The organism is Streptomyces durmitorensis, from assembly GCF_023498005.1.
GTDB lineage: Bacteria > Actinomycetota > Actinomycetes > Streptomycetales > Streptomycetaceae > Streptomyces > Streptomyces durmitorensis.
The window spans coordinates 53,514-67,919 of sequence record NZ_CP097289.1 but is presented as its reverse complement, the minus strand read 5'-3'; the positions used below and the strand labels follow the sequence as shown (position 1 = coordinate 67,919).

Genomic DNA, 14,406 nt, shown 5'->3' with positions numbered 1-14,406 from the left:
CTCCTACCGTTCGATGTCGCAGGGGCCCGCCGCGGCGGACACGCAGGTCTGGATGAGGACGCCCGGCTCGGCCTCGGTGATCTCGCCGGTGCGCAGGTCGCGGACGGCGCCCGCCTTGAGCGGCGTGACGCAGCCGAAGCAGATGCCCATGCGGCACCCGGAGGGCATGAGCACGCCGGCCTCCTCGCCGATGTCCAGCAACGGTGTGGCGCCGTCCGCGTCGACGGTCTTGCCGGTGGTGCTGAACGTGACGTCGCCGCCGTCGCCGGCGACGACGATGCTGGGGCGGAAGCGTTCGGTGTGCAGGCGCTCTTGTACGCCGTGCTCACTCCAGTGCTCTTCGGCGGCGTCGAGCAGGCCCGCGGGCCCGCAGGCCCAGGTCTCGCGCTCGGTCCAGTCGGGCACGAGTTCGTCGAGACGGGCGATGTCGAGCATGCCGTCGGTGTCGGTGTGCACCTCGGTGAGACGCAGCTTCTTGTCCGCGACCAGGCCGTGCAGTTCGTTGCGGAAGATCACATCTTGCGGCTGTGGCGCGCAGTGGATCATGACGACGTCGTCGAACGCGATGTCGCGCAGCATGCCCATCACGGGCGTGATGCCGCTGCCGGCCGTCAGGTAGAGCACCTTGGCGGGCTTGGCCTGCGGCAGCACGAAGTCACCGGTCGGCTGGTCGAGCTGGATCAGCGTGCCCGGTTTCGCCCTGCGGACCAGGTGGTTGCTGACCTTGCCGTCCGGGATGGCCTTCACGGTGATCGTGATGCGGCCGTCCAGGCGGTTTGTCGGCGAGGTGAGGGAGTAGGCACGCCACAGGCGCACCCCGTCGATGTCGACGCCGATCCGTACGTACTGACCGGCTGTGTGGCCGCGCCAGCCCCGTCCCGGCCTGATCACGATGGTCGCGGCGTCGCCCGTCTCGGGGTGCACAGCCTCGATGCGCCCACGCAGGTCAGCGCCCGCACGCAGCGGGCTGACCAGGTCGAGGTAGTCCGACGGCAGCAGCGGCGTCGTGACCATCTCCAGCAGTTTCCACGCCCTGCTGCGGAGGGCTGTACTCGTCATGACCCCAGCTTGGTGCGCCTCAGGGCGTAAAGTCCTGACCACAGGACGTAAATCTGGTCGACTGAATTGTTCGCAGGGAACAAAAACGTGAGCCATGCACTCCGGAGGGCCAGCGAACTGGCCCTGGACGAGACAACGGTCACCGCACTTCGGGCCGTGCTGAAGACCACCGCCGACGAGGTTGTCCAGGCGATCATCGACGAGGTCCCTTCCTACGCGAACGCCCTTTCGGGCCGCATGGGCGGCACCATCCGCCGAGCCGTCCGCACCGCCCTGGGGCACTACCTGGACCTCGCGAGCGGGAACGCCACGGGCGGCGACGCCGGTGACGCAGCCTACGAGCTGGGCCGCGGCGAGGTGCGCGACGGCCGTTCGATGGACGCCCTGCTCAGCGCCTACCGCGTCGGCGCCCGCGTGGCCTGGCGATGCCTGGCAGCGGGTGCCGTACCCGCAGGTCTGCCCGCCGCCGAGGTCGCCAAGTTCGCCGAGCTGACCTTCGCCTACATCGACGAGCTCTCCGCCGCGAGCGCGGCGGGCCACGCCGACGAACTGGCCGCCCGGGGCAGGGCCCACGAGCGCCACCTGGAACAGCTGGCCCGCGACCTCCTCGCCGACGCGAGCCAGGACGTGCTCCTTGCCTCTGTTCGACGGGCCGGTTGGCAGCCTCCGGTTTCGCTGACCGCGGTCCTGCTGCCCGCCGCCCAGGCCCGGCCTGCCTACCGTGCGCTCGACCCGAGCACCCTCATCCTCGACGATCTGCCGGACGCCACCGGTGTGCTGCTCGTCCCCGATGCCGACCGATCACGTCTCTTGCGGCAGCTGACCGACCGCACAGCCGTGGTCGGCCCGGCCCGGCCGTGGACTCGCGCGTCCGCCTCGTACGCACGAGCCGTACGAGCGCGCTCCCTCTCCTCTGATATTCGCGACACCGAGGACCACCTGCCCGAGCTGGTGCTGAGCGCGGACGTGGACGCGTTCGCAGACCTGCGTGCCCGAGCCCTCGCACCATTGCAGACCTTGCCTGTCGCGACCGCACGGCGGCTGGAGGAGACCTTGCGGGCGTGGCTGCTGCACCAGGGCAGACGGGAGGAGGTGGCGGCGGCGTTGTTCGTCCATCCCCAGACAGTCCGGTACCGGATGTCACAGTTGCGGGAGCTGTTTCCGGATCTCGCATCGCCGCACCGGGTCCTTGAACTGACGCTGGCGGTCGGTCTTGGGGCCGGGGGGACGTGAAGACCAGATAAGGCCTCAGGTAGCCCGTCGGGGTCGCTGTCTCTGAGAACAGGTCAACCGGACGGCCGACCAGGTCGGCCTGCCACACCGCGCGAGGGATGATGGGGATGGAATGACGCAACGTGAGGTCAGGAGCTGAAATGGCGAAGCGGGTTCACCGACCCCGTGAGGACGCGGAGTTCAATTTCATCCTCGGGATGGGCGGAGTTCCGGTCCTCGCATACTTCACCGGGACATGGCCCAAGGCAATCGAGCCCTGCCGGGTGATGGACCTGGTCGTGGGTGGCATCGCCGACGACTACACGGGCCGCCTGACGGTCGTCCGCACCGACATCACGCGTTGTCCGGCCGCAACCGAGCGATACGGGATCACCGGAGCCCCGTCCTACGTCCTGCTGAAGGAGGGAGAGGCGGTGGCGCAGGGCACCGGGCCTATGACCAGCGCCGAGGTACGGAAGTTCCTGGACGGCCACCTCTGAGCGGCCGCTGAGGCACGTGGCCGCGACGCCCGTCACATCTCGTCCATGGGAGCTGCGCCGCCTGAGACACCTTGGGGCTGAGAGCCCCCCACAGGTCACATAACGCAGTCGAACGCGGACGCGTCCGGCAGTCACCCGGCCGACGTCGACGGACAAGCCGACTCGAAAACGAAGCCTTCCTCGGCCTCGCGGTCTGCCTGATCACCCACCGCCACGCACAACGCTTTGTTAGTGCCTTTAAGGCCGGATGGTGCCCGGCCGAGTGGTGTAGAGAGCCGGACTGGCCGCGGAGCTGCAGGAGGCCTACCTGTAGCCGCTTGACAGCGGGGAGGTGTTGACGTGGTCGGGGCGGGGCGTTGGCGTTGTGCTCGGTTTCGTCGGTCCGGCCCGCCGTCGTGATCAGCCTTCGGCGGGTGCGGGTTCGGCGTGGACCGACACGGCGGTGAGGTAGGGGCCGTTGCCGCTGAGCCGGAGCGTGGGGGGCAGGCCCTCGCCGAGGGCATCGGAAACCTCTGTGGTCGGGTAGCCGAAGAGGTCGATGCCGCGCAGGACGACCGGGCAGGCCGACGGCCCGGTGTGGGTGGAGGGGTGGCGGGTGAGACTGATGCCGGCCAGGCCGGGGGTGTCTGGGTGGCGGCCGCGGGGGTCGGTGGTGTCGCCGTGTGCGTCGATGGTCAGGCCCCGGTAGTGCGCGCCGAAGGCCCAACGGGCGCCGCAGACCCAACCATCGCGAACGTCCGCGACAGTGGCGAGGGCCCACCGGGCAGTTTGCTCGTCCGTGCCGAAGCGCAGGGTGCCGGCACGGCCGGGGAGCCGGAGACCGGCTCCGGGGAGCAACTCGAACATACGAGGGATGGTCCCAACCCATGGCACTGCGCCACAAGCCGGAAATGACGCTCACCCACTGCCGGAGTGCCGGGGGCGTCTTGTATCAGGCCGGGCCGGGCCATCGGAACATGGGTGCAGTTACTTCGTCGTGGGTGCCCACGTGGCATTCGTCGCAGGCGGCTCCGTGGCAGGAGTTGCCTGGTCCATCTCGGCCGCGTCCATGTCGACTGCGCAGCCTTCGGGGATCTTCTCGCTGGAAGTCGCGCAGGCCGAGGGATCGGCATCGGGGCCGGTCTGGCTGGCCTGGCGCTGGCTCTTGCCCTGTTCGTCCGGGGCCGAGGTGCCCGAAGACGGGTTGACCTCCGGGGGCGACGAGCAGGCCGCCGAGCCCATCATCGTGCACAGGATCAAAACAGCCGAAGCTGCAGCAGTACGAGTACGCATGGAAGTCCCCCCGATGCAGACGCGGAGTGTCCGGCCCGCCAGCCGATCAACGATGCCATCCTGAGTCGTGCAGCTGGCGTGGGAAGTGTGAAGAAAATGCAGGCCTGCTTGACGAGTTCGCGGCTGAATCCGGCATTCGGCTTCCCCGAGCCAGCGGGGATGGTCCCGACGGCGGCGCGTGCTGTCTCCGTGAGGTCGTGTCCCGCAGAGTGGTCCAGAGATGCGGAGTTGAGAACTCCGCAGGCCATGGCGGCGGGTGGGACTGAAGCGTCGCCACGCCCCGGCCCCAACCGTGGCTAGCAGAGTTGAGAGCAGGACATGCCGCTCGAGTTGCTGCTCACCACGCGCTGCATCCGGAGCCAAACAGGTCGGCTCTCTCCACCACTTTGCGGGGCACGACCCCGGGAGCGGTCCGGTGCCCTTCCTGCGGGGAGGAGTGGGAAGGCCGCTGGAGGGAGGGAGGCAGCCGCTGCTCCGGCTGCAGGTGCTCTACGGGGCGATAGGTCTGGGTGTCTCGTCTGGTGGGGAGTAGGCGGGTGTAGGTGACGTGTTGTTGCTCGGGCTGGCGGGTGGGGGAGTGTCGGCGGGGGCCGACGGGTCGTCCCGGGAGAGGAGCCGTGGCAGCACCGGGAGGGCTGCTGCCAGGGCCGCGGTCAGGAGGACTATCGCAGCCTTGCGCAGTGCCGGGTGCGTGATGGTCCGTACGCGGGTCGATGGCGGGAGCGCCGGGGGGGGCCGGGGTTGACACGTCCTTGCGGGTGGTGGGCCTGTTGATGATGTCCTCGCCTGCCCGGTGCCTCGGGGCGGACGGTGTGGCGGCGGTGAGGAAGCTGAGTATTCCGACGCTTCTCGTGGTGTCGCCCGGTGACATGCAGGGCGCGGTGGAGAAGCAGGTCCGTGAGGTCTATGTGGCCTCCGTAGGCCGCAAGAAGCAACTGGTCATCGACAAGAGCGGCTTCCACGGAACGGACATGATCAAGCGGGCAGGTGTTTCGGGGGCCGCGTTGTAGGACCAGGTCATCCGGTTCGTGGTGGATTCCTACGCCGCCGCCCGCTGAGGACGGCCTTCACCTGTACCCCGGGCAACGGCCATGAGCGGGACCGGACGCTCCGGGCCGGTCCTGTACTCACCGAGGGAGACATGATGAAGAGACATAAACGCGCCGGCGCCTGTAGCCCACGGCGAGGGTGGTGAGGGCAGCTACCGCGAAGGAGAGCAGGGAGGCGCTCATCCACGGCTGGACGGTGAAGCCCACGGCGTCCTGCAGCGAGGTCCAGAAGTCGGACCAGCCTGCGATGTTCGTCGGTGCGATCAGCTGGTAGGTGGCGAAGCCGAGCGCCCAGGGCAGCAGCATGACCCAGCGGGTGGGCGCCTGTTCGGAGACGTCCCAGGTGCGGTGGCCGCCGAGTACGAAGAAGTCCACGACGAGGACGGCGAACATCGGGATGAACACCGCGCCGATCAGGTAGAGGAAGCTGGCGTAGCTGTCCATGTTCACCAGAAGCGCCAGGGCGGTGGCCAGGGTGCCGCTGATCAGGCACAGGACGCGGCGGTCGGCCCGAGGCAGCAGGTTCTGGGCGGAGACGGCGGTGGAGTAGACGTTGGCGAAGGACTGGTCGACCTCGCGCAGGACCAGGACACCGAAGCAGATCACGCCGACGCTGGTGGCGGTGAAAGGGTCGAAGACCTTGTACGGGTCGGTGGTGTCGAACGCGATCATGGCGAGGGCGGCCACGCCGAGGACCGAGCCCGCGACGCCCGCGAGGGTCTGGCCGATGACCAGGCCGCCGAATGCCTCCTTCTCGCTGCGGGAGTGCCGCGAGTAGTCGGCGACCAGCGGCAGCCAGGAGATCGACACGGCGATCACGCTGTCGGCGGCGAACCAGAAGTCCTTCCAGGAGCCGCCCTCCATCGGAATGCCGCGGCCGGCCAGGTCCCAGCCCAGGTAGCAGATGGCCAGGACGACGGCGATGGTGACGTAGCGGCGGATGATGCGCAGCGCGCCGAGCGGACGCAGCGTGAGCGCTGTCGTCACCGCGCCCGCGACGAGTACGTACAGCCAGCCGGGTCCCGGGTCGCCGAAGGCCTGGCGGGCCAGGATCTTCAGGCCGGTCGAGATGACCACCAGCTCGAAGACGGCCCAGCCGACCATCTGCAGCACGTTGAGGACGGTGGGGAGGTAGGACGCCTTCGCGCCGAACAGGCCGCGCAGCAGGACCATCGAGGGCGCGCCGGTGCGGGCCCCGGTGATGGCGGCGAGGCCGAGGGCGACGGTGCCGATCAGGGTGCCGACGACGGACGCGGTGACGGCCGCTGCGAACGACAGGGTCGGACTGCCGGTGCCAAGGGGGTCGAGGACGACCAGCATGCCGCTGAAGCCGAGCAGGCTGACGCCCAGGTTGGCCCAGAAGGTGCCTTGGTCCAGGCCGCTCAGGACCTTGGGTGTGGGCTGGTCGAGGGTGAGCGGCGCCTCGTTCGCCGGGGCCGGTCCCGGGGTGGTGGGTTCGGTGGTGGTCGTCACTTCGCGGGCTCCGAAACCTGGACGGGAGCGGCGCCGACGGGCCAGGACTCCATACGCCAGGCGGCGTCCCAGAACATCCACTCCCAGGTGGACGCGGTGGTGAAGGCCGTACGCATCCGTGCGCGGGTGGCCGGGTCGGCCTGGTCCGCAAGCCGGTTGACGATCTGCCGGGCGTGTTCGGTGGCGGCTTCGAACTCCTCGTCGGCGTACGTGCCGATCCAGTCGCCGTAGGGGTGGGTGGTGAGGTCGCCGGCCAGCTCGAGGAGCGCCCGGCCCACCTCGGCGTAGATCCAGAAGCAGGGCAGGACCGCGGCGGTCAGCTCCGGGTAGCCCTGGGTGTGAGCCACGGAGAGCAGGTAGGAGGTGTATCCGGTGCCGGTGGGGGAGGGCGTCCAGGCGTCGACGTCGACGACGTTGCTCTCGTGCAGGGAGCTCTCGACGACCACGGCGTCGTGGGCGGACTTCGCGAAGAACGCGATGTCCTGCGGCCGGTCCGCCTTCGCGGCGGCGCTGGCCAGCGCGCGGGCGTAACCGCGCAGGTAGTGGGCGTCCTGGGCCAGGTAGTAGACGAACTTCTCCCGGTCCAGAGTGCCGTCGCCGAGGGCGATGACGAACGGCAGCTTGTCGATGGCCGCACGTATCTCGGCCGTGGCCGTCCACAGCTCGTCGCAGAACGTGGTGGTCATGGGGCTCAGCTCCAGTACTGGTGGAAGTGGTGGACGGGTCCGTGGCCGCGGCCGATGTGCAGGGTGTCGGCCGCGCGCAGGGCCCCGGTCAGGTACGCCTTTGCGGCACTGACGGTGGTGTGCCAGTCGTCGTGCTGCGGGCGCAGGGCGGCGATCGCGGCGGAGAGGGTGCAGCCGGTGCCATGGGTGTTGCGCGTGTTCACGCGAGGTGCGGACAGCTCGGTGAAGCCCGAGTCGGAGGCGTCCGTGGCGTCGACGAGGATGTCTACGGACTCGGCGTCGTGTGTGTGGTGGCCGCCCTTGAGGAGGACGCGCCTGGCGCCGGTATCGAGGAGTGCGTGGGCCTGCTCGATGGCTTCGGCGCGGTTCTTCGCGGCGGCGGTGCCCAGCAGGTCGCCGGCCTCGGGGAGGTTGGGGGTGATGAGGTCGGCGAGCGGCAGCAGACGGTCGCGCAGCACCGTCACCGCATCGGCCTCGAGGAGGCGATGGCCGCTGGTCGAGACCATGACGGGGTCGAGGACGACGTACCGGGGGCGGTGCCGCTCCAGGGCTTCTGCGACGGCGGTGGCGATGGCGGCGTCGGCCAGCATTCCGATCTTGACGGCGTCCACCGGGACGTCGGCGAACAGAGTGTCGAGCTGCTCGGTGACGAACGCCGGGGGGACGGCATGGATGCCGGTGACACCTTGAGTGTTCTGTGCGGTCAGGGCGGTCAGAACCGCTGTTCCGTAGGCGCCGTTGGCGGAGAACGCCTTCAAGTCGGCTTGTATCCCGGCGCCGCCGGAGGGGTCGCTGGCGGCGATGCTGAGGGCGATGGGTGGACTGGTCATGCGGGGATCTCCTGCCGCAGAGTGCGAACGAGGGAATGGGCTGCGGCCTCGGGGTCGGGCTGCCCGCAGACCGCGCTGACGACAGCGATCCCGGCCGCGCCCGTTCCCATGACCGCGGCGGCCTCGGACACGCCGATCCCGCCGATGGCCACGCAGGGCAGCGGGCTCTCCCGGACGATCTGGGCCAGGCCGCCCAGACCGAGCGGGGCGTCCGCGTCTGGCTTGGTGGACTGCGGGAAAACCGGACCGACACCTAGGTGGTCGACGGTGTCCGGTACGTGCGCCAGCTGCTCGGGACGGCTGACGGACAGGCCGATGTACGCATGGTGACCGAGCTGGCGCCGGGCGGTCTCGGGTGAGACGTCCCGCTGCCCGAGGTGGACGCCGTCCGCGTCCAACCAGACCGCCACGTCCAGGCGATCGTTGACGATCAAGGGGACACCAGTGCCCGCGAGTTCGGCCTGGATCACCCGGCCGAGCGAGAACAGCGTGCGGGCGTCCGCGTCCGGATCGCGCAACTGGACGGCGGTGACGCCGCCCTTGACGGCCGCTGCAACGGTAGGGGCGACACCGCGGTGGCCGCAGAGTCCGGTGTCGGTCACGAGATACAGGGACAGGTCGAGAGGAGGTCGCACGGGTTACTCCTTGGGGTCTCCCGGCCGGGGAAAGGCGTGGGAAACGCATCGGGAGGTACGGGGGAAGGCAGGCCCTGAGGTGCAGGGACTTGAGTTGTTCACAGGGGCGAGATGGGGAACAGGGCAGCCGGACTCGGTGCTACGGCGCCAGGGCGGGCACTGTGCAGCGGGTGGCGTCCAGGCCACTGCTCACACGCAGGACCTCCGCAGTACGCGCATGCTCAGCGCAGGTCGAGAGCCTCGGCGAGCCGCTCAGGGCTGAGCTCGTACAGCGCGTCGATCAGGGCGACCGCGAACGTGCCGGGCCCCGCGGAGCGGGTGGCGGCGTTCTCCGCGGCCACGGTGAGCAGGCCGGTCGCGGCAGTGGCAGCCAGCAGCGCGTCGCCGGTGACGGCTGTGCAGGCGGCCACCAGGGCGCCGAGTGAGCAGCCCGTTCCCGTCACCAGGGCCAGCAGCGGATGCCCGTTGGCCAGGCGCACCACTCGCGTCCCGTCCGTGAGAACGTCCTGTGGACCGCTCACCGCGACCGCGCAGCCGTAGCGCCGGGCCAGCGAGCCCGCCGCGGCCAGCGCCGCCTCGGGGGCGTCCGTGCTGTCCACGCCGCGCCCGCCCGTGCCGCCGTCCAGTGCCAGGATCTCGGAAGCATTGCCGCGAACGGCCGCTGGGGGTGCGCTCTCCAGCAGTTCGTGGGCGAGCTCGGTGCGCCAGGGCAGCGGGCCGACCGCCACCGGATCGAGCACCCACGGCCGCCCGGCCCCGGCCGCTTCGGTGACCGCGACGCGCATCGCCGGCGCCGTCACGGACGTCACCGTTCCCAGGTTGACCAGGACACCCCCGGCCATCCGGGCCAGCGCTCCGGCCTCCTCCACGCTGTGCACCATCGCCGGGGCAGCCCCCGCCGCGAGCAGCACATTCGCGGTGAACTGCGACACCACGACGTTGGTCAGGCAGTGCACAAGGGGTGCGGAGGTCCGCAGGGACGCGATCACATCCGCCACGGCTTCACGGGAAACGGCAGTGCCGTGCCGGGCAGGTACGGAGGCAGTATCCATCGTCAACACCCTTCCTACGCCGGCATTACCCGGTCCAGGTTCATGCGGTCGGCGGAAAGGGGATCAAGTCCCGTCCGCCCTCTCAGCCCGGCTACTCCCGAGCTCCCGCGGTGGTCGCTACGCAATGTACCTCCTTCAGGAACAGGAGTTCGCACTCGGGTACCTCACGAAACGACAGGGATCTGTTGGCGGAACTGAGGGGGGATCCTTTGGCCACCAGGGCCCGCCGGACTGGTGCGTCAGGCCGACGGCGGCCACGCCGAGCCCGACCGCTATGCCTGCCAACTGCCAACTGCCAACTGCCGACGGCCGACGGCCGATCTGGCCTGGCCCCGCTTCAATGCGACCGCCACGGCCGCCTTCGCCGATGAGTACGGCCCCAGGAATGCGTCATCGACCGCACGGTGCGCACCTGCGAGCCATCGGCCCGAGGCCTTCAGCGGATGCGGGCACCTGGCTGGAGGCATGCTGGCCGGCTGTCATCTGCCGCGAGCAGGAACGGATGACGCAGCTGTGCGAGATCCCGGTCGAGCGCTGGCGCGCTCCGAAAGGCCGGCAACGACAGTGAAGCTCTAAAGCTCTCCTTCGAACGAGCCGACAGCGCGCCCCGGTGTTGCATGAGAGAAGCCGCGTCGAGAGCGAAGCCGCCCTGGAGATCTACCGGTTGCTGGACGGGGTCACCATGTCAGGACGGACCGTCACTGGCTATACATTCCAGGGTCGCTGCCAGGTGTCGTCGGCTGATTTCGGTCTTGGGATGCTCAGGCCCCAGGGCCCTGATTCGCATCTCCAGGACGGCCCGGTGTTTCCTGGCGGTCCCGCCCCGGCAGCCGCCGTACCCAGGCGAAACGGCGGGCTAGCTCCGGGCATGCAAGGCATGTGAGAGCGCACTCATGCTGATGTCGATGACCGTGCGGAGCTGCTTCTGGCTCGCCCTGGCCCTGCTCATCACGGCCAGCGATTGGTTGACCGCCGTGAGGTGAACCGCGAAGTCGTCGGCATCGCCCTCGGCCAACTGCGCGGCGTTCAAAGCGGTCCGCAGCCGCGCATGCTGAAGGCCTAGAGCTTCGTCCGCGCGTGCGGCGATGGTGGGGCTGAGCACCGGTGTCGCCATCGCGGTCTGGGCGATCAGGCATCCATCAGGTACGTCAGGGTCGGCGATGCGCTGCAGGGTGACATCGAAGAACGCCCGAACCGCCTGGAGCGGTTCCTCGGACGCACGTGAAAGCGCCTGGTCGTACCTGTTTCCGTACCGCGCGGCGTAGCGGTCCAGGCAGCGCAGGTAGAGCGAGTCTTTGTCGCCGAACGAGGAGTAGATGGAACTGCGGTTCAATCCGGTCGTCCTGGAGAGGTCGTCGAGAGACGTGTCGGCGTATCCGACCCGCCAGAACTGGACCATCGCCGCGTCGAGCGCGATGCCCACGTCGAACTGCTTCTTCCCGGCCATCACGCATGCACCTCGCTCTTGGACCAGCCGTTGTGGCTCTGCCATCCTATCTTGAACTAACCAGTTCAAGATGCAGTAGGCTCAGGACATGACTGACGACGCCATAGCCCCGAAACGCTCCTGCGACCAGGACCAGGACCAGGACCAGAACCCGGTCCCCGGGTTGCCGCTGCACGACCTTGCGGGTTTCACTCACCGCTGGGTCGATGCGGAAGGAATCCGACTTCACGCCGTGGAAGGCGGCCAACCGGCCGGGCCCACTGTCGTGCTCCTCGCCGGATTCCCGCAGACCTGGTGGGCTTGGCGAGAGGTGATGCCAGGCCTTGCCGAGCGATTTCACGTGATCGCGATCGACCTGCCGGGTCAGGGCCACTCCGACCGCCCTCAAGGGGGCTACGACACGCACACCGTCGCTTCGCGTGTCCAGGCCGCGCTGACCGCGCTCAACGTGCCGAAGTACTGGCTCGTCGCCCACGACATCGGCGCCTGGGTCGCCTTCTCGCTGGCCCTGAAGTACGAAGAGCGCCTGCATGGCGTCGCTCTGCTTGACGCCGGCATTCCCGGAATCACCCTCCCGGACTCCATCCCGACGGATCCCGACCGGGCCTGGAAGACCTGGCACTTCGCCTTCCACCTGGTGCCCGAACTGCCCGAGACTCTGCTCGCCGGCCGCGAACGTGACTACGTGGGCTGGTTCTTGAAGGTCAAGGCTCTGTCCCCGAACACCTTCGACGACGCCGAGATCGACCATTACGCCGCCGCCATCGCGGCCGAGGGAGGTCTTTCAGCGTCTCTCGCCTACTACCGCGACGCCGCGGAATCAGCACGCAAGAATCATGACGCTCTCGAACGAGGGCACTTGACCGTCCCGGTCCTGGGAGTCTCCAGCTCCCATGGCTCGATCCCCGACATGGCCGCCTCCATCAGCCCGTGGGCAGAGAACGCGACCGGCGTCCTCATCCCACAGGCCGGACACTTCATTCCCGACGAGCAACCCGACGCAACTGTGGACGTGTTGACCGCGTTCATCGATCACGAGCGTGTCGAGTAGTTCGCGACGCGCAGTTCGCGACGCGCTGGTCGGTCCGGTGACGTCGGCGGATCAGCCAGTAGCCGTGCCCCCGCAGCAAATTCCGTTGCACTGTGCCGGCAGCGGCCCGACTGTGCTTCTACGGCTGCAGCCACAGCCTGAACAGTCGTTGGCCTACCGAAGAGGACCTCATGTCAGCCGTTGTTGTTGTCGGTGCGGGAATCGTCGGCTCCTCAGTGGCCTATCACCTGGCACGTCGGGGCGTCCCGGTCACTTTGCTTGACCAAGGACCTGCACCGGCCACCGGGGTCACCGGAGACTCCTTCGCCTGGGTACGCGGTGCGGGAGGCCACTGGCCCGGCGGAGCACAAGACCTTCGCGAACACGTCCTGGCGGACTACCGACGCCTGGAGAACGAACTGCCCCACATCGCCGTCCGCCGGACCGGCTCGCTGACCTGGACCGGCACACCGGCGCAGGACTCACGGCCGGGACCAGGCCAGTTCCGCATCGGACGAAGCGACATCGCAGCCCTGGAGCCCAACCTCCGACACCCACCTGACCAGGCCATCCACACCCCGAACGACGCAGGCGTCGACCCAACGGCCCTGACCCACGCACTCGTAGTAGCAGCCGGCGCCCACGGAGCAACCGTGCTCCACAACACCGCGGTCAACTCCTTGCAGGTGACAGGCGGACGCGTCGGGGGAGTGCTGACCTCGACCGGACTCCACGCCGCCACAACCGTCGTACTCGCTGCCGGGACAGGGGTCCCCAAGCTCTGCGAACCGCTCTCGGCCAACCTGGCCATTGCTGCCTCCCCGGCCACTCTTGCGCGGGTCACAGCACCGCCTGGACTGGTCAGGACCATCGTGGCCAGTCCGGATTTCGAGGTCCGAGAGGTACGGGACGGTGACCTCTTGCTGGTCGTGCCGCACGTTGAAGGCACAGCAGCGTTGGAGCAGGCGCAAGACGCGCTCCAACAGCTGAAGACGACCTTCCAAGGAAGCGACCAGTGCCGCCTGCTGGGCTACCGCACGGGCCAACGCCCCATGCCCGAGCACGGACCCGTTATTGGATTTGTGACGAACGATCGATCCGTCTACGTCGCCGCCATGCACTCCGCCATCTCCCTGGCGCCCACCGCCGGACGACTCATCGCGGACGAACTCGTGACCGGCAGTCCAGCCCACGAACTACGACGGTGCCGCCCGCACGCCCACTGACATCACTTCTCAACGAAATTGATCAAGAAGGTCGGAGTTCAGCGACCCCACGTGCTCGACGCGAGCGCGAACCTGCTTTCGGGATTTGTTGTGGGCCTGCTCCCAGCACCCGGCGGACGATGCGACCTCAAGCCCCTCGCGGCCCTTCTCGAACGCTGCCGCCGCGGTCCTTCTTCGGGTAGAAACCGGTGCGGGTCACTTCGGCCTCTGCGGCATCGGCGCCTGCAGCTGACAGCCAGACGTAAAGGGACACAGACCACTGAAACCGCCCGATCTCCTCCTTCACCGGAGCGACGCGGTCGGATGGTCCGCCGGGACTCAATGCTTCACGTCTTCACGTCTTACTTCTTCGTATACGTGAGGAAGATGGTGCCGCTCTCCAGGATCTTGCTGTCGGTCAGGGTGAAGAACGCCGGGTCGAACGAGGTCTTCCGCCCGAAAAGCGGCGTTCCCGACCCGACCGTCATTGGCGCCAGCTTGACGATCAGCTGGTCGATCTCCGAGTAGAGTGCCCCGGCCAGCTCGCCGCCCCCGCACAGCCAGATGCCCTTGCCGCCCTCCTGCTTGAGCTCGCGCACCTTGGCCACGGGGTCCGTGGAGACGATCTCGATGGCGGGATCGGGCGCTTCGGTGAGGGGCCGGGAGAAGACGAGGTGCCTCAAGTGCGGGTAGGCGTTGTCGATTCCGGCGTCCACGCCGTTCTGATACGTCCGGCGCCCCTCGAGGACGGTGTCGAAGTGCGCGCCCTCCCCGCTGATCCCGAATGCGTCCCGCGCAGGGCCAGGCAGTGTCTCCGGGTATTCGGCGGCGAGGTGCTGCACATAGTCCTCGCTGATGGGCCAGAAGGCGTCCGGCCCGCTGGTGGGGTCGGCCCCGTCGGGGCCCGCGATGCATCCGTCGAGGCTTACGGCGATGTAGTACACGAGCTTTCGCAT

The 14,406-nt window shown here is 68.7% G+C and carries 16 protein-coding genes and 1 riboswitch; of the genes, 6 read left to right on the top strand and 10 right to left on the bottom strand.

Features of this window, described 5'->3' with window-relative positions; translation table 11 throughout:
• Positions 1-3 precede the first annotated feature (3 nt).
• Positions 4-1,059 (bottom strand): ferredoxin reductase, encoded by a 1,056-nt coding sequence (locus M4V62_RS00295; protein WP_249585143.1) that lies wholly within the window; start codon positions 1,057-1,059, stop codon positions 4-6.
• Positions 1,060-1,146: 87 nt separating this feature from the next.
• Here M4V62_RS00295 and M4V62_RS00290 point away from each other — a divergent pair, with 87 nt between their 5' ends.
• Positions 1,147-2,292: a PucR family transcriptional regulator gene (locus tag M4V62_RS00290; RefSeq protein WP_249585142.1), complete on the top strand. Its 1,146-nt coding sequence runs from the start codon at positions 1,147-1,149 to the stop codon at positions 2,290-2,292.
• Between the two features lie 140 nt (positions 2,293-2,432).
• A complete protein-coding gene (locus tag M4V62_RS00285; protein ID WP_249585141.1) occupies positions 2,433-2,771 on the top strand; it encodes a thioredoxin family protein in 339 nt (112 codons plus the stop codon).
• Positions 2,772-3,170: 399 nt separating this feature from the next.
• On the opposite strand, the gene M4V62_RS00280 is transcribed toward M4V62_RS00285, so the two are convergent.
• Together M4V62_RS00280 and M4V62_RS00275 are read right to left on the bottom strand one after the other, a co-directional pair.
• Positions 3,171-3,617, bottom strand: coding sequence for a hypothetical protein (locus M4V62_RS00280; protein WP_249585140.1), 447 nt, complete (start codon positions 3,615-3,617; stop codon positions 3,171-3,173).
• A 120-nt stretch (positions 3,618-3,737) separates the two neighbouring features.
• A complete protein-coding gene (locus M4V62_RS00275) occupies positions 3,738-3,995 on the bottom strand; it encodes a hypothetical protein (protein ID WP_249585139.1) in 258 nt (85 codons plus the stop codon).
• 869 nt (positions 3,996-4,864) lie between these two features.
• Between M4V62_RS00275 and M4V62_RS00270 the strand changes: the two genes are divergently transcribed.
• Positions 4,865-5,053 (top strand): hypothetical protein, encoded by a 189-nt coding sequence (locus M4V62_RS00270; RefSeq protein WP_249585138.1) that lies wholly within the window; start codon positions 4,865-4,867, stop codon positions 5,051-5,053.
• Positions 5,054-5,170: 117 nt separating this feature from the next.
• Here the strand turns inward: M4V62_RS00270 and M4V62_RS00265 are convergent, their stop codons facing one another.
• The 5 genes from M4V62_RS00265 to thiM form a co-directional block, all read right to left on the bottom strand.
• The gene (locus M4V62_RS00265; protein WP_249585137.1) at positions 5,171-6,565 is read right to left on the bottom strand and encodes a purine-cytosine permease family protein; all 1,395 of its coding nucleotides are present in this window, start codon (positions 6,563-6,565) and stop codon (positions 5,171-5,173) included.
• Positions 6,562-7,251 carry a thiaminase II gene (tenA, locus tag M4V62_RS00260; RefSeq protein ID WP_249585136.1) on the bottom strand — a complete coding sequence of 230 codons (690 nt, stop codon included), beginning with the start codon at positions 7,249-7,251 and terminating at the stop codon, positions 6,562-6,564. The genes M4V62_RS00265 and tenA overlap by 4 nt, the downstream gene beginning before the upstream one ends.
• A gap of 5 nt (positions 7,252-7,256) precedes the next feature.
• Positions 7,257-8,081, bottom strand: a complete 825-nt coding sequence (gene thiD, locus M4V62_RS00255; RefSeq protein ID WP_249585135.1) for a bifunctional hydroxymethylpyrimidine kinase/phosphomethylpyrimidine kinase — start codon at positions 8,079-8,081, stop codon at positions 7,257-7,259.
• Positions 8,078-8,716: a thiamine phosphate synthase gene (gene thiE / locus M4V62_RS00250; protein WP_249585134.1), complete on the bottom strand. Its 639-nt coding sequence runs from the start codon at positions 8,714-8,716 to the stop codon at positions 8,078-8,080. Before thiE ends, thiD begins: the two co-directional genes overlap by 4 nt.
• A gap of 221 nt (positions 8,717-8,937) precedes the next feature.
• On the bottom strand, positions 8,938-9,714 hold the full coding sequence (gene thiM, locus M4V62_RS00245; RefSeq protein ID WP_249585133.1) for a hydroxyethylthiazole kinase: 777 nt from the start codon (positions 9,712-9,714) through the stop codon (positions 8,938-8,940).
• Between the two features lie 47 nt (positions 9,715-9,761).
• Positions 9,762-9,887: riboswitch (TPP riboswitch) on the bottom strand.
• Positions 9,888-9,892: 5 nt separating this feature from the next.
• Between thiM and M4V62_RS43695 the strand changes: the two genes are divergently transcribed.
• The gene (locus tag M4V62_RS43695; RefSeq protein WP_344646410.1) at positions 9,893-10,336 is read left to right on the top strand and encodes an Imm49 family immunity protein; all 444 of its coding nucleotides are present in this window, start codon (positions 9,893-9,895) and stop codon (positions 10,334-10,336) included.
• A gap of 288 nt (positions 10,337-10,624) precedes the next feature.
• On the opposite strand, the gene M4V62_RS00235 is transcribed toward M4V62_RS43695, so the two are convergent.
• Positions 10,625-11,215, bottom strand: a complete 591-nt coding sequence (locus tag M4V62_RS00235) for a TetR/AcrR family transcriptional regulator (RefSeq protein ID WP_249585131.1) — start codon at positions 11,213-11,215, stop codon at positions 10,625-10,627.
• Between the two features lie 88 nt (positions 11,216-11,303).
• Between M4V62_RS00235 and M4V62_RS00230 the strand changes: the two genes are divergently transcribed.
• Together M4V62_RS00230 and M4V62_RS00225 are read left to right on the top strand one after the other, a co-directional pair.
• Entirely contained in the window at positions 11,304-12,266 is a 963-nt protein-coding gene (locus tag M4V62_RS00230) for an alpha/beta fold hydrolase (protein ID WP_249585130.1), read from the top strand.
• A gap of 170 nt (positions 12,267-12,436) precedes the next feature.
• Positions 12,437-13,471, top strand: coding sequence for an NAD(P)/FAD-dependent oxidoreductase (locus M4V62_RS00225; RefSeq protein WP_249585129.1), 1,035 nt, complete (start codon positions 12,437-12,439; stop codon positions 13,469-13,471).
• A 341-nt stretch (positions 13,472-13,812) separates the two neighbouring features.
• On the opposite strand, the gene M4V62_RS00220 is transcribed toward M4V62_RS00225, so the two are convergent.
• Complete coding sequence (locus tag M4V62_RS00220; protein WP_249585128.1) at positions 13,813-14,406, bottom strand: dihydrofolate reductase family protein; 594 nt, start codon at positions 14,404-14,406, stop codon at positions 13,813-13,815.

Excerpts from the sequence above, each read along its gene's own strand:
- M4V62_RS00295 (WP_249585143.1), bottom strand. The coding sequence starts at position 1,059 with ATGACGAGTACAGCCCTCCGCAGCAGGGCGTGGAAACTGCTGGAGATG.
- M4V62_RS00285 (WP_249585141.1), top strand. The coding sequence starts at position 2,433 with ATGGCGAAGCGGGTTCACCGACCCCGTGAGGACGCGGAGTTCAATTTC.
- M4V62_RS00280 (WP_249585140.1), bottom strand. The coding sequence starts at position 3,617 with ATGTTCGAGTTGCTCCCCGGAGCCGGTCTCCGGCTCCCCGGCCGTGCC.
- M4V62_RS00275 (WP_249585139.1), bottom strand. The coding sequence starts at position 3,995 with ATGATGGGCTCGGCGGCCTGCTCGTCGCCCCCGGAGGTCAACCCGTCT.
- tenA (WP_249585136.1), bottom strand. The coding sequence starts at position 7,251 with ATGACCACCACGTTCTGCGACGAGCTGTGGACGGCCACGGCCGAGATA.
- thiD (WP_249585135.1), bottom strand. The coding sequence starts at position 8,081 with ATGACCAGTCCACCCATCGCCCTCAGCATCGCCGCCAGCGACCCCTCC.
- M4V62_RS43695 (WP_344646410.1), top strand. The coding sequence starts at position 9,893 with ATGTACCTCCTTCAGGAACAGGAGTTCGCACTCGGGTACCTCACGAAA.
- M4V62_RS00235 (WP_249585131.1), bottom strand. The coding sequence starts at position 11,215 with ATGGCCGGGAAGAAGCAGTTCGACGTGGGCATCGCGCTCGACGCGGCG.
- M4V62_RS00230 (WP_249585130.1), top strand. The coding sequence starts at position 11,304 with ATGACTGACGACGCCATAGCCCCGAAACGCTCCTGCGACCAGGACCAG.
- M4V62_RS00225 (WP_249585129.1), top strand. The coding sequence starts at position 12,437 with ATGTCAGCCGTTGTTGTTGTCGGTGCGGGAATCGTCGGCTCCTCAGTG.
- M4V62_RS00220 (WP_249585128.1), bottom strand. The coding sequence starts at position 14,406 with ATGCGAAAGCTCGTGTACTACATCGCCGTAAGCCTCGACGGATGCATC.